The 13,846-nt window shown below is 43.0% G+C and carries 8 protein-coding genes and 1 pseudogene; 7 read left to right on the plus strand and 2 right to left on the minus strand.

The genetic code is table 11. From position 1 onward, the window contains the following. Nucleotides 1–18 precede the first annotated feature (18 nt). The 5 genes from BR63_RS00965 (at nucleotide 19) to BR63_RS00985 (ending at nucleotide 7,902) form a co-directional block, all read left to right on the plus strand. A complete protein-coding gene (locus BR63_RS00965) occupies nucleotides 19–1,326 on the plus strand; it encodes an acetyl-CoA hydrolase/transferase family protein (protein ID WP_034424632.1) in 1,308 nt (435 codons plus the stop codon). 46 nt (nucleotides 1,327–1,372) lie between these two features. Next, the gene (locus BR63_RS00970) at nucleotides 1,373–3,724 is read left to right on the plus strand and encodes a 3-hydroxyacyl-CoA dehydrogenase/enoyl-CoA hydratase family protein (RefSeq protein ID WP_034424635.1); all 2,352 of its coding nucleotides are present in this window, start codon (nucleotides 1,373–1,375) and stop codon (nucleotides 3,722–3,724) included. A gap of 16 nt (nucleotides 3,725–3,740) precedes the next feature. After that, on the plus strand, nucleotides 3,741–4,919 hold the full coding sequence (locus BR63_RS00975) for a thiolase family protein (RefSeq protein ID WP_034424637.1): 1,179 nt from the start codon (nucleotides 3,741–3,743) through the stop codon (nucleotides 4,917–4,919). 161 nt (nucleotides 4,920–5,080) lie between these two features. Continuing rightward, entirely contained in the window at nucleotides 5,081–6,544 is a 1,464-nt protein-coding gene (locus BR63_RS00980; protein ID WP_034424639.1) for a two-component system sensor histidine kinase NtrB, read from the plus strand. A gap of 14 nt (nucleotides 6,545–6,558) precedes the next feature. Further along, nucleotides 6,559–7,902 (plus strand): sigma-54-dependent transcriptional regulator, encoded by a 1,344-nt coding sequence (locus BR63_RS00985; protein ID WP_051966119.1) that lies wholly within the window; start codon nucleotides 6,559–6,561, stop codon nucleotides 7,900–7,902. A gap of 73 nt (nucleotides 7,903–7,975) precedes the next feature. Here BR63_RS00985 and BR63_RS00990 read toward each other — a convergent pair whose 3' ends face one another. Further along, on the minus strand, nucleotides 7,976–9,769 hold the full coding sequence (locus tag BR63_RS00990) for an IS1634 family transposase (RefSeq protein WP_034424643.1): 1,794 nt from the start codon (nucleotides 9,767–9,769) through the stop codon (nucleotides 7,976–7,978). A gap of 410 nt (nucleotides 9,770–10,179) precedes the next feature. Here BR63_RS00990 and BR63_RS00995 point away from each other — a divergent pair, with 410 nt between their 5' ends. Continuing rightward, nucleotides 10,180–11,472, plus strand: a complete 1,293-nt coding sequence (locus BR63_RS00995) for a PAS domain S-box protein (protein ID WP_051966121.1) — start codon at nucleotides 10,180–10,182, stop codon at nucleotides 11,470–11,472. 285 nt (nucleotides 11,473–11,757) lie between these two features. Here BR63_RS00995 and BR63_RS01000 read toward each other — a convergent pair. Beyond that, nucleotides 11,758–12,918: pseudogene (locus BR63_RS01000) on the minus strand (IS3 family transposase). Between the two features lie 110 nt (nucleotides 12,919–13,028). Here BR63_RS01000 and BR63_RS01005 point away from each other — a divergent pair. Further along, complete coding sequence (locus tag BR63_RS01005) at nucleotides 13,029–13,748, plus strand: two-component system sensor histidine kinase NtrB (RefSeq protein WP_051966238.1); 720 nt, start codon at nucleotides 13,029–13,031, stop codon at nucleotides 13,746–13,748. Nucleotides 13,749–13,846: the final 98 nt, after the last annotated feature.

Here is a 13,846-nt window from a genome sequence, read left to right on the forward strand (position 1 = left end):
ATCAAGGAGGTAAAAGTTATGGACTGGAAAGAAATATACAAAAGCAAGCTGGTTGATTTTGCAGAAGCAGTAAAAGCTGTAAGATCAGGTGACAGCATCTGGGTTGCTCCTACTACCAGCTCGCCTCCGGATCTTGTTAATGCTTTATGCAACCGGGCAGAAGAATTAGAAAATGTAAATGTCTATTCCGGTTTGTTGATGTATCCTTTTGCTTTATTGAAACCAAATTTTAAAGGTCATCTAAACTATCATACTTTTTTCCTGGGGCCTATTGAAAGAAAGTTTATGCCGCAAGGCAATGTTGATGTTATCTCAGTTCATTTTTCCAAGATTGATTGGATGATGAATAATATTGTCAAAGCCAGAGTATTGATGGCAGAGGTTTCACTTCCTGATGAAAGGGGTTACATGAGCTGGGGACCCCTGGGAACTTTCTGCAACGATCTTGTAGCTGACAATGCTGAGGTAGTTATGGTGCAGGTCAATAAAAATGTACCTTTTGTCTATGGGGAAAAGAATGTTATTCACGTCAGTCAAGTTGACTATATTTGTGAAAAAGATCATCCCCTGCCTGAGCTGCCTAACAGCCCTGTTACAGAGATTGAAAAGAAAATTGCCGGGCATATTTTGCCCCATATCCCGGACGGAGCAACGGTTCAAATAGGGTTGGGTGGAATTGCCAATGCTGTGGGCTACGGTCTTGAAGACAAAAAAGATTTGGGTGTGCATACGGAAATGCTTACTGAATCTTTGGTTTACCTGGCCAAGAAAGGAGTAATCAACTGCAGCAAAAAAAATTATTACAAAGGGAAAATGGTCTGCGGTTTTGGAATAGGCAACAAAGAGCTTTATGAATTTATGGACAGGAATCCTATGGTGCATGTGGCTCCAGTATACGAAGTGAACAATCCGTACAATGTAGCTCAGAACGATAATTTTATTTCCATCAATAATGCCTTGATGGTGGACCTTACCGGGCAGGTCTGTTCCGAATCTTTAGGTTTTGAACAGTTTAGCTGTACAGGGGGACAATTAGATTTCGTCAGGGCAGCGGCTATGTCCAAGGGAGGGAAATCTTTCATTGCTCTTTCTTCTGTAGTGGAAACAAAAAATGGATTACAGTCAAGAATTGTTTTGCAGTTTCCTCCTGGTTCAGTTATCACCACTCCCAGGTCTGATGTGCAGTATATTGTTACGGAATACGGCATAGCTGATCTCTACAACAAAAGCATAGCCCGGCGTGTCCATGAACTGGTAAAGATAGCTCATCCTGATTTCCGGGAACAGTTGCTTAAAGACGCAAAAGAAGCGGGCCTTCTTTACTAACAGAGAATCCGCATGTTTAATTAAGGCTAAAGTGAGGGATGGATGAATGAATTACAGTATAAGCAGAGCTGCCGTACTTGGTGCTGGAGTTATGGGAGCAGGCATTGCAGCTCACCTGGCGGGGGCAGGAATTCCTGTCCTGCTCCTGGATATGGTGCCTAGTGAGCTTACTGAAAAAGAAAAAGCTCAGGGATTAACTTTGAATGCCAAAGAAGTACGCAACCGATTGGCTCAGTCTGGCAAGAACAGGGTTCTTGACGAAAAAAGCAGGGCCATTTATGACAAAGACCTGGGAGCAATAATACAGGTGGGTAATTTTGAAGATGATATGCACCTGCTTAAAGAGGTGGACTGGATTATTGAAGCAGTTACGGAGAGGTTGGACATCAAACAAAAACTGCTAGATCAGGTGGCCCGGTATCGCAAGCCGGGAACTATCGTCAGTTCTAATACTTCCGGAATCTCTATCAATAAAATGGTAGAAGGTTTTCCCTTGGAGTTCAGACAGCATTTTCTGGGAACCCATTTTTTTAATCCCCCTCGCTGGATGAAGCTCCTGGAGATTATCCCATGTGAGAATTGTTTGCCAGAAGTTGTGGAGTTTATGAAAACCTTTGGATGTAAAAGGTTGGGAAAAGGGATTGTAGTGGCCAAGGACACGCCCAATTTTATAGCCAACCGCTTAGGAACCTATGCTTATCTGCAGATAATCAAGAAAATGCTGGACTACGGTTACAGCATTAACCAAATTGATGAGCTGACGGGACCAGTTATGGGCAGGCCCAAAAGCGCTACTTTCCGTACCCTGGATATGGTGGGGCTTGACACCTTTTGCCATGTGGCCAACAATGTGGTAAACAATGTGGACAGTCCATCAGAAAAAGAGAATTTTGCTCCCCCGGTTTTTGTGAAAACAATGCTGGAGAAGGGAGCCCTGGGGGATAAGGCCGGCCAGGGCTTCTATAAAAGGATAAAAGGTGAAAAAGGAAGCGAAACCCTGGTCTGGGATTATCAAAAAGAAGAGTATGTGCCCCTGGTCAAAGAATCATTAAAGGCCGTAGAATCGGCCATGAAAGAGAAAACTTTGGAGGGAAGGATTAATGCTCTCATAGATGGTGAGGAAAAAGAAAACCGGTTTGCATGGGAGGTGACTAAGAAAACCTTGCTTTATGCCGCTCAGATGGTCCCTGATCTTGCCGATAATTTCAAGGATATCGATAATGCCCTGGTATGGGGTTTTAACTGGGAGTTAGGCCCGTTTGCCCTGTGGGATGCTATTGGCCTGGAAAAGTCAGTGGGGCGAATGAAAACAGAGGGAGAAGCAATTCCGGCTTGGATCGAAAAAATGTTGGCTTCCGGTAGGAGCAAGTTTTATGACCAGGCTGAAAAGCATGTTGCCCCCTATATTGTTCTTGCCTCTGGAAAATATAAAACTTTAAAACTTAATAATGACGCTGCTCTACTGGATATTGGCGATGGGGTAGCTTGTCTGCAGTTTCGTTCTAAAAACAACACAGTCACAGATTTGGTTATTGAAATGATTTATGAGGCTGTGGAGGAAGTTAAGAAAAACTATCTGGGTTTGGTGCTTGGCAATCAGAGCAAAAACTTTTCTGTAGGAGCAAACTTAAATCTTATTGGCAAGTTGGCTATGGAGAAAAAGTTTGAAGAATTGGGCAGGATAGTGGAAAATTTTCAAAGAGCCAATCTGGCTTTAAAATACAGTTATAAGCCCGTTGTTGCAGCACCATACGGGATGACTCTTGGCGGAGGAGCCGAAATAACCATGCATGCCCATGCTGTAACAGCCGGTGCAGAAACATATATGGGCTTGGTAGAAGTCGGGGTAGGATTAATCCCTGCGGGTGGCGGTACAAAAGAAATGCTTTTAAAAAGCACTCAAGAGTTGGCAGGCAACCCTCAGAACGATCTTTTACCTGAGTTGCGCAGGGCCTGGGAAACTATTGCCTCGGCCAAGGTCTCCAGCAGTGCTCATGACGCTGTGAAGAAAGGTTACCTGAGGCCCAGTGACAGAATTGTCATGAATCAGGATTATTTGCTTGATGAGGCGAAAGATACGGTGCTGTTCCTAGCCGAAGGTGGATTCAGGCCTTTGCTTAAAAAGCCGGTTAAGGTTTTGGGGACTTCGGGAAGGGCCTCGCTGCAATACAGTATAGATTTTATGCATAAAGGCGGCTTTATTACAGAATATGATGCCCATATCGCCAAGATGATTGCCTGGGTTATGACGGGAGGGGATGTGCCGGCCGGGGTTCTGGTCACTGAAGAACAAATCCTGGAATTGGAAAAAGAGGCTTTCCTGAGTTTGTGCGGTGAAAGCAAAACCTTGCAGAGGATAGAACATATGCTGAGCACAGGTAAACCTTTGAGAAACTGAACGGGGGTGAATAAAGATGAAAGAAGCAGTAATTGTGGCTTGTGGCCGCTCGGCTATAGGCAAAGCCCCAGGGGGCCAATTAAAATATACAAGACCTGATGAAATTGCGGCCCAGGTTGTGCAGGGGGTAGTTAAACGCATCCCACAGCTGGATCCCGGAAAAATAGATGATTTTGTCCTTGGCTGTGCCTTCCCGGAAGCTGAACAGGGAATGAACCTGGCCAGAATAGTGAGCCTGAGGGCAGGTTTGCCGGTAGATGTGCCCGCTCAGACTATTAACAGATTTTGTTCCTCAGGTCTGCAATCTGTCGCCACCGCAGCCCATAGCATCATGGCAGGGCAGACTAATGTTGCCTTGGCTGGTGGAGTAGAGTCCATGAGCACCATACCAATGGGGGGGAACCGGATTTCTCCTAACCCTTATCTTATGGAGAATTATCCTGAAACATATTTGGCTATGGGTTTGACAGCAGAAAGAGTTGCTGAAAAATACGGTGTCACCAGGGAAATACAAGACCGTTTTGCCTTGGAAAGTCATCTTAAAGCGGCGCAAGCCCAGTCGGAAAATAAGTTTGCGGAAGAAATAATACCGGTAAAAGCCCTTAGACCCGTTGCTGACCAGTCAGGTATGATGAGAAGTGAGACTTTTATTTTTGAAAGAGATGAAGGTATACGTCCTGATGTGAGTTTGGAAGGATTAAGCAAATTAAGACCTGTTTTTAAGACTAATGGTACAGTTACAGCGGGCAACTCCTCGCAGATGAGCGATGGGGCGGCAGCAGTATTACTTATGTCTCAAGGGGCTGCCCGGGAAATAGGGGTAAAACCTCTTGCTTTGTTCAGATCTTTTGCCGTAGCGGGAGTAGAACCGGAAGTAATGGGCATTGGTCCTGTAAAGGCGATTCCTAAAGCCCTAAAGATTGCAGGTATAAATAAAGAGGATCTTGATCTTATAGAATTGAATGAAGCCTTCGCTGCCCAGGCTGTTGCCTGCATCAAAGAGCTTGATTTGGATCCCGGAAAAGTAAATGTTAATGGAGGCGCAATTGCTTTGGGGCATCCCTTGGGTTGTACAGGAACCTTTCTTCTGGTCAAGCTGCTTTCTGAATTAACACGCAGGAAGGGTCGCTATGGTCTTGTCAGTATGTGTATAGGCGGAGGCATGGGTGCAGCAGCGGTATTTGAACTTTGCTAATAACTAGGGATTATGACCCGGGACCCTTTGGCGAGGGCACGGGAGCATACTTAAAATACACCACAAGCTTTTGGGCTTGTGGTGTATTTGTCAGAAGTTATGTGATAAAATTTTAATTAAGATTATTAAGAAAAATAGCATTTTTTCATGGGGGACTTTGTATGTATTATAAGGACGTCAGCTGCTATGCCCAAAATTCCCTAAAAAAAATCGAAGGCCTGGGCCTGGGGGAGATTATCCCGGTGGATTGGATGGCCATTATTACCGTTTCCAAGCGGGGCAGATTAATTTTTGAAGGGGAGATTGACTATAGCAATATTGGGCCTTACCTCCATGAATACCTTAAAACTCACATGGCTGAGATATATCGTATTAATGACGTCAGCCTTGCTGCCAACAACAACGAAAGAGAAAGCCTGGATATAATTCTTTCTCCCATTCGTGAAGAGGAAAATTATAAGGTCTTTTTTGTTGTGGCTGGGAAAAATTTAAGATATAGGGAAAAAGATTTAAAAATTGTACGCTTTACTACTAAGATTGTTTATGAAAATGTGTTGCTGAATAATGAAATAGTTCAGGAAAAAAATTATCTGCGCAATATTTTTGACAGCACTGAATCAGCCATTATCAGCATTGATTTGCAGGGAAAAATCACAACGGCCAATAAAGCTGTTAAAGCAGTTTTTGGCATAGAGCCGGAGAAAATTGTAGGGAACAACTATGAAAGATATTTGGGCGGCAAGGCGAGAAAAGTCTTGGAGGAAGGGATGTCATACGTCCAGGAACACAACAATAGTTTTTTAGCCAGGGAAATATTGTTTACAAATAAATTTCGCGGCAAAATTGTTTTGGACATAGCCTTTACTCCTTTGAACGACAGTAAAAAAAATGTTGTCGGTATTGTCCTGATTATTAGGGATGTTACCAATAAAAGGGTCCTTGAACGGGAGCTGGAGCAGTTAAAACAGTTTGCAATCCTGGGTGAACTGGCAGCAGGTATCGCCCATGATATTAAAAATCCTTTAATGAATATCCGCGGCTGTGCCAGGATTTTGGAGAAAAGTTTATTACATCAACCAGGCTGCCAGGAATTCCTGGAGCCTATCATTCATGAAGTGGACAGGATAAACGAAGTTGTGGAACAAATGCTTTCTTATGTCGATATTACTAAACAAAACAGTTATGCTCTCCTCAATATCAATGAAGTATTAAATAAATGTTATAATGTTATTCTTTGCCATAAAGAATCAAAGCATATTGTGATCGAGAGGGATTTAGCCAGTGAACTCCCTCTGATTAGAGGAAATAATGTCCAGCTGCAGCAGGCTTTCGTTAACATCCTCCTTAATGCAGTCCAATCCATAGAAAAGGAAGGGATGATAAGAATCATCAGCAGTGATATTTCCGGTGAAAAAAGAATACTTATCAGCATAATTGATAATGGAATTGGAATTTCTCCCCGGGAGATTGGCAAGATATTTGCACCCTTTTATTCCACCAAAAAAAATGGCACAGGGCTGGGGCTTTCTATTGTCGAAAAGGTAATTAAGGAGCATAAGGGTGAAATTAAAATTAATTCCAAGTGTAACCAGGGAACCAGGGTCGATGTATTTTTGCCTTACTAATGAGAGGTAGCCATATGACTAAATATAGAATACTTGTTGCTGATGACGAGGAGATTATTTTAAGGATATTAAGCCGGGAGTTAAAAAATGAAGGTTACCTGGTAGATGCGGTTTCCGACGGGGAGGAGGCCTGCAAAAAAGTGCAGGCCAATAGATATGATGCCGCTGTCCTTGATATTAGAATGCCTAAAAAAGACGGTATACAGGTATTAAATCATATCAAAAGCATTACCCCTGAGACGATTGTTGTTATTATGACTGCTTTCGGTACAATTGATAATGCTGTGGAAACCATGAAAAAAGGGGCTTACGATTATATCACCAAGCCTTTCGACAACAATGATTTACTGCTTAAAATAAGGCAGGCCTTTACGATTAAGGAGAAGATTGGCCAATTAGTGGGAGGGGCCGATGACCTGGATGTGGACTTGGTTGGTGAGAGCAGGGAGTTGGCTAGATTAAAAGAGAAAATCCAGAAGATAAAGGACCTGGATACCACTGTATTACTGACGGGAGAAAGCGGTACAGGAAAAAGCCTGGTGGCCAAGGTTATCCATCAGGCGGGAAACCGCAAGGAGGAGCCTTTTATTCATATTAACTGCGCGACCCTTCCTGCTAATCTCATGGAAAGTGAACTTTTTGGCCATGAAAAGGGAGCTTTCACTGGGGCCTTGGAGAGTAAAAAGGGTAAATTTGAACTGGCGGGGAAAGGGACGATTTTTCTTGATGAAATCAGCACCTTGACTCCCAGCTTACAGGCTAAACTTCTAAATGTTTTACAGGAGAAAAAAATGGAACGGATTGGCGGTTCCAGATCAATAGCAGTGAACGCACGGATTATTGCTGCTACTAATGAAATCCTGGAAGACCTGGTTAGAAGAAGGGTTTTCAGGGAGGACCTTTATTACCGGATAAATGTTGTTACTCTGGAGTGTCCACCTTTACGTTACCGGCAAGAAGATATAGAACCGTTGGCGCGATACTTTCTAAATAAAATCAACAAAAAACTTGGTAAGAATGTGGTTAATATTTCCCCAGAAGTAATGTGTATTTTGAGGAATTATGACTGGCCCGGAAACATAAGGGAGCTGGAAAATACTCTGGAGAGCGCTATAGCCCTGGCAAACGGTGATACTCTGCATGAAGACGATTTGCCTTTAAGGATCAGCAGCAAAGTAAAAAACCAGAATGTTTTGGAAGTACAGGATAATCGGCCGGGTATGCTAGAAATTCAGGAAATCGAGGCCATCAAAAGGGTTCTGGCAAAGTATAAAGGTCACAGGGAAAAAGCCGCCCAGGAACTGGGTATTTCTAGGAGAACTTTACAGTATAAACTTAAGAAATATGATTTATTATAACCCAACTTTGACACCGGCCTTGAAAATAAAGGGGCCTGTAGGGGTAATTTTCACTACAGCCCCTCAAGGGATGCTATTCTTTAACTAGCACCTTGGGTGGCAGCGGGAGCTCCAACACCCCCAGTATCTTCTTTTGCGCCTCACCAGGCAGGGTGATGCTGTAAAGCCTTTTGTCTATGAACTGTTGGTCAACAGCCTTGATCTCGTCCAATTCCTCTAAGATCCGGCGACCGCTTCTATAAGAACTTTTGAGCTGTTTCAGTTCTTTCTCCCGGGTCTCATTATCCGTGATTGATTTGGCCCTTTGGATTTCGTTCTCCACATGGCGCCGGTATAGCACCTCCAGCCACTGCTCAAATAGATAGGCCAGCACACAGATCAGGACGTGGGCCCGTACCCGGTGCTCATTGTAATGGTAGATGGGGCGTAATCGGATAAAATCCTTGATCTCCCGGAAGGCGTTTTCTGCTTGCATCAGGTTCTTGTAAGCGGTGACTACCTGGTCCGCCGGAAGGAGGGAGTTGGTCTTTAACAGGAATTTACCGTCCCGTAAGGACTCCTTGTCAATAGCGGTCTGGTTTCTTTGCCAGTTTAGGCGTTTGTTGCCGTCATAGTCGATGTCAAAGAAACGAGCCATCCCTTTCCGGTTTAGGAGGTCTGCCACCTTAAGCATGATACTTTTGGCCGTGGGCTTTCGTCCCCGCCGCGGTTCTTCTTTTTCCAGCCATTCCTTCAGGTGCTGTAATTGTGCTTCGGCTTCCTGGAGCGCTTGTTCCCTGAAGGCCTGGTCTTCTGCCACCTTGGCCGGGTTGTGGCACAAAATGTAGCGTACCAGGTAATCTTCTTCATTTTCAGCCGCGTCTTCTGCCGGTACTTTGGCAGCCGGGATTTCCTTGTACAGTAAAGACCCTTCTTCTCCCAGGGGCGTGTACTGGCTCAGGTCCTGGTACTCCTCTAAAAGTTGGTCGCTGACTTCCCGCCCCCGTTTATGAAAACCGACAATATACCGAAACCCGGCTTCTTTCAAGGCTCGGAGGTTATCTTGGGTAATCATACCCCGGTCACCGACAAAAACACATTCGCCTACCTCAAACCTTTCGCTTAGTACCTTGATGGCATCAGGCACCGTGGTTTTATCGGCCACGTTTCCCTCAAAAACCTGGTGGGCGATAGGAATACCTTCAGGCGTCACTAATAATCCGATGTTAATCTGAGGCCGGTCGGGGCGATGTTCCCGGGAATAACCGTGCTTACTAAGCGGGCAATGGGTACCCTCAAAATAACTGCTGGTCAAATCGTAGAACACCAGGGTAAGTTTCAAGCTTAATAGATCCGTCAGTTGTAAGTACAGGTGCCGCTCCAATGCATCTTTCATTTCTTCAAGGTAGTCCATGGCCCGGTAGAAGTGGTGTACATCCGGTAAAGGCCGCCCCTCTAGTTCCTCCAGGTACAGTCGGTGTACCCAGCGGGCCACTCCCAATTTGCTCTTGGGAGCGATCAGGCGGTTTAATACCAAAATCTTGGTGCATAAGGCCACATCCACTTCCACCTGGCGGTCTTTAAGCAGCGAATTGATGAACTCGGTAAGACCCAATCGGTCCCAGAAAACATTCACTACGTATGGAATGCCATAATGTTTATCTCCGTACGTAGTCAAGTCCTGAGTGGTCCCGTAGGGATCGTCGTGCAGAAACTCCCGCAGTTTATCAATGAGCCGACGGATTTCCTCCTGGCTGTAGAGATCAATGTTGCCAAGATTGCCCACCTGGCGCTGCTTGATCTTGCCGTTTTCCCGGTAAGATTCTACCAAGGTCAGGTAACGATAGGTCCGGTCCTTGCGTTTTGTAGTGATAATTCTGGGGAACAAGGGGCGCATCACCTCCGCATGGTTCACATTACCATTATAGCAGGTGACCGTCGATAGTTGAAGAGGTTACGGTAAAATGGTTTTCACTACGTTTTTGAACTTTTTCCGGAACCAGACCCTTGAAAACATTGGGTTTCCGGGCCCTGAACCCCCTAAAAATGGCGTTTTACTGTCAAAGTCGGGTTATAAATTAATGAATAACTAAACTGAGTCGTTAAGTGAAGAGAAACCATCATTTGGTTGATGGTTCTCTTCTTTTTTATGTTGACTAATTACTTATTAAAGGAAAAGAGAAATTTGTATCGAATATTTTTGAAATATAGTAATGGTAAATTATAGATATATATGGCGTATAACCAATAGGTTCTACAATTTTACATTTGTTTATTTTGATGCCGAGGAGGACATATATGAAGCATTCTGGGAATGAATTGGAACATTTATTGGAGCGAGAAAGAAGAGCTAAACTAATTTGTGCTGCGCTTAATAATTTTGTGGATTTAAAGTCTAATTTAATTAACGTTCTAAAACATATCAAGGAACTAACAGGTTGTGAAGCAGTGGGTGTCCGGCTACATGATGGCGAGGATTATCCTTATTACATATATAAAGGCTTTCCCGAGTTATTTATTCAAAAAGAAAATAGCTTATGTTTCAAAGATAATACTGGTAATAAAATACCTGCTCCTGATGGAAAAGGCTATTTGCTGGAGTGCTTGTGTGGATGCGTTATTAAGGGAAACACTGATTCTTCCTTACCCTTCTTTACAAAACATGGCAGCTTTTGGTCAAATGATATGTCAAGACCATGGGGAGAGAAGCTTGAGCTCAGATCCAGAAACTACTGTAAGGCTTGTGGATATGAATCTGTTGCTTTAATTCCGATTAAAGCCAGAAATGAACGGTTTGGACTCGTTCAACTAAATGATATGCGAAAAGGTATGTTTAGTGAGGAACTAATCGAGTTCATGGAAATGATTGGTGAACAAATTGGGCTCGCGGTACAGAACAGTTTAATATATACCAAGCTGGAAGAAGCAAATAAATATACAAAAGAGATACTCGACAATTTACCTATTGCCCTAACTACTTATGACAGTAATTTCAGGTTAACCTTTGCAAACCGAAAAGCTCAAGAAATAACTGGGTATCAGTTAGGTGAAATGGAAGGACTATCTGATAAAGAAATAGCCAATATGGTGTATAGAGTTGAAAATAATAACAAATCCCTTCTCAGAGAGTTAACGGGAAGTATAAATACAATAAAAAATAGAATTAGAACCATTAAAACAAGAAGTGGTGATTGTCTCAAAATAAGTGTCGACGCTTATAAATTAGAAAATGGTGGATTTCTCTACTTATTTGACGAAGCAAAAAGAGTACAGGGATTAGAGAACTTACAGCTGCAAACTCAGACCATATTAAACTCTGTAAGTAATCTTGTGTTAATGATTGACAGCAATGAGACAATAATTATGTGCAATACTGCTTTGGAAGAGGCAGTAGAAATGGATGCCGAAGATATTTTGGGTATGAATATACTTGATTTTATGGAAATGATACAGTTTAGCAGAAAGGATCTCGCAAATAAAGACTTAAATGAAAGTGATATCAATGCTACATATGAAGCGTCATTTATTACTCCTAACGGCAATAAAAAGGAAATAATTATGGTGGCTAAAGATGTCAAGACATTTTTTTGACCTTGTTTAAGGTGGTTTTTCTCCCTCCTTAGTGTATTTTGTAAGTAAAATATTGTTAATAATAACATTTGTTAACTGGTAATTATGTAACATTTTACCAGACAAAATACTACCTGACTCCTGTTCGTCAAGTTCGTAATCGACGTACTGACTCTTAGCGACCACCAGGGAGCTTAGAGTCAGTAGGAGGCTTCGAACTTGACGGAGTAGCCAGGATTATACTGGTCAGAGGGGGGTTGGACACCAGAGTGGCCAATACCCCCTAAATGCTCTATAATCCTCGGCTTAATAGACTCGAAATGTTATTTGGAAGTGTTCCAAGGTATAATTGCCGAAGTAGACTTCGGCCGGAGTCAAATTTTTCAGTGCCTGATGCGGCCTGTAGTTGTTGTATTTTTCAAAGAACCTGGCAAGACCGAGACGGGCTTCACGGGGGCTTGTATAGTCGTTTATGTAGACCTCCTGGTACTTAACTGTACGCCAGAGTCTCTCGGTAAAAATGTTGTCCATAGCACGACCTCGCCCGTCCATGCTGATTTTGATCCCTTTACTCAGTAATGCTGTGGTATACCGCTCGCTAGTAAACTGGCTTCCCTGGTCACTGTTGGCAATCTCAGGCTTGCCAGTCCGCAATGCCCTATGGAGAGCTTCCAGCACAAAATCGACTTCAAGAGTACAGTCCAGTTCCCAGGCTACTACGAACCTCGAGAACCAGTCTAGAAAAGCCACCAGGTACAACCAGCCCTTTCTGAGGCGGATAAAGGTGATATCAGTACCCCAAATGTGGTTGGGGAAGGATGCCTTAACGCCGCGAAGCAAATAGGGATAGACTTTATGCTCGTGGTTCCGGCGGCTGAGGTTCGGCCCTGGCCTGATTGCAGATATCCCCATTTCCCGCATATACTTCTGTACCGTGGGTCGACTGATGCAAAAGCCTTCCCGGTTCAGAATCGCGGTAATCGGGCGAGAACCCAAGTAGGGGTCCTCCGTATAAATGCGGTCGATTCTATGCTTGATAGCAATTTCCAAAGGCGATGGTGGTACTGGCCGGTAATAAAGACTCGAACGGTTGAGCGAAAGTAGTTCTGCCTGAGCTGTTAATGGTAGCTCGGGTTCTCAAAATCCACCAGTTCAATTCTTTCAGCTCTAGTCCAATTTGAGGCCAGATTTTTTTTTAAGCCAGTTGAGCTTAGTTGTCAACTCGCCAATCTCTGCATAAAGTTCTTGAATCTTGTTCTTTAAGGTCTCTTTCTCCTTGTCACCCTTTCTGCGACCATCTTCAAGAACTTCCACCAGAGCACCTATTGCCTCTTTCTTCCATTTAAGCAATTGATTTGGATGTATCTCATACTCCGAAGCAATCTGGGATATGGTTTTTTCTTCCTTGAGAATTTCCAGTACAACCTTGGCTTTAAACTCCCCAGAATATGATTTTCTCATGGTCACAATCCACCTTAAAGAAAGCTGTTTTTTTGTCTAGTTTTCTTTATCCATTATAAATACTGCAATTTGCGCCTATTCATAACGTGGATGGAGAACTTATCGGAGTAATTGTTGTGGCTTCCGATATAACAATATTAAAGAAGGAACAACAAAGAGAGCAACAACAAGAAAAACTCGCTTTATTGGGGCAAATGGCCACCGGTATTGTTCATGAAATAAAAAATCCCTTAACTTCAATATTGGGGTTCAGCCAAGTCATTACTCTGAAGTCCCAGGATGAAAAAATTAAGGGATATGCTCGCCTTATAGAAATAGAAGTCCATGGGCTTAATAAGATAGTCAGTGATTTTTTGGCTTTCGCTAAGCCCCGCTCCCCTATATTAAATGAAGTTTCATTAAATGATATAGTTGATTCTATGAAGTTAATGCTGGAAACCAATGTAGTTGGCAAAGGGATAAAAATAAGCTATCACCTTGGGGAAAATATCAAGCCAGTTATGGCCGATGAAAATCAGATTAAACAAGTGATTTTAAATATTGTAAAAAATGCAATCGATGTATTAAAGGGCACAGATAATCCGGAAATAAAGATCAGTTCCGGATATAGTCAAATAATGAATGAAAGCTTTATAACTATATTTAATAACGGGAAGAGTATGTCAGAAGAAGAAAAAAGAATGGTTGGAACGCCATTCTTTACAACAAAAAAGAAAGGGACAGGTTTGGGATTGAGTATTTGTCATCAAATCATGAAAGAACATGGAGGAAGAATAGATTTTGAAAGTGAACCAGGCATAGGAACATCTTTTACCCTGCATTTGCCAACGTGTTGAAATTAAAGCAATTGTTTTTAACTCTTTTTCTGGGGTATGGTGGCTAAGCTAATTAAAACACCATACCAACGAATTGAAAACGGACCAATTTTTATAGC

The sequence above is a fragment of the Thermanaerosceptrum fracticalcis genome (assembly GCF_000746025.2).
Classification (GTDB): Bacteria; Bacillota; Peptococcia; order DRI-13; family DRI-13; genus Thermanaerosceptrum; species Thermanaerosceptrum fracticalcis.

Excerpts from the sequence above, each read along its gene's own strand:
- BR63_RS00965 (WP_034424632.1), top strand. The coding sequence starts at position 19 with ATGGACTGGAAAGAAATATACAAAAGCAAGCTGGTTGATTTTGCAGAA.
- BR63_RS00970 (WP_034424635.1), top strand. The coding sequence starts at position 1,373 with ATGAATTACAGTATAAGCAGAGCTGCCGTACTTGGTGCTGGAGTTATG.
- BR63_RS00975 (WP_034424637.1), top strand. The coding sequence starts at position 3,741 with ATGAAAGAAGCAGTAATTGTGGCTTGTGGCCGCTCGGCTATAGGCAAA.
- BR63_RS00980 (WP_034424639.1), top strand. The coding sequence starts at position 5,081 with ATGTATTATAAGGACGTCAGCTGCTATGCCCAAAATTCCCTAAAAAAA.
- BR63_RS00985 (WP_051966119.1), top strand. The coding sequence starts at position 6,559 with ATGACTAAATATAGAATACTTGTTGCTGATGACGAGGAGATTATTTTA.
- BR63_RS00995 (WP_051966121.1), top strand. The coding sequence starts at position 10,180 with ATGAAGCATTCTGGGAATGAATTGGAACATTTATTGGAGCGAGAAAGA.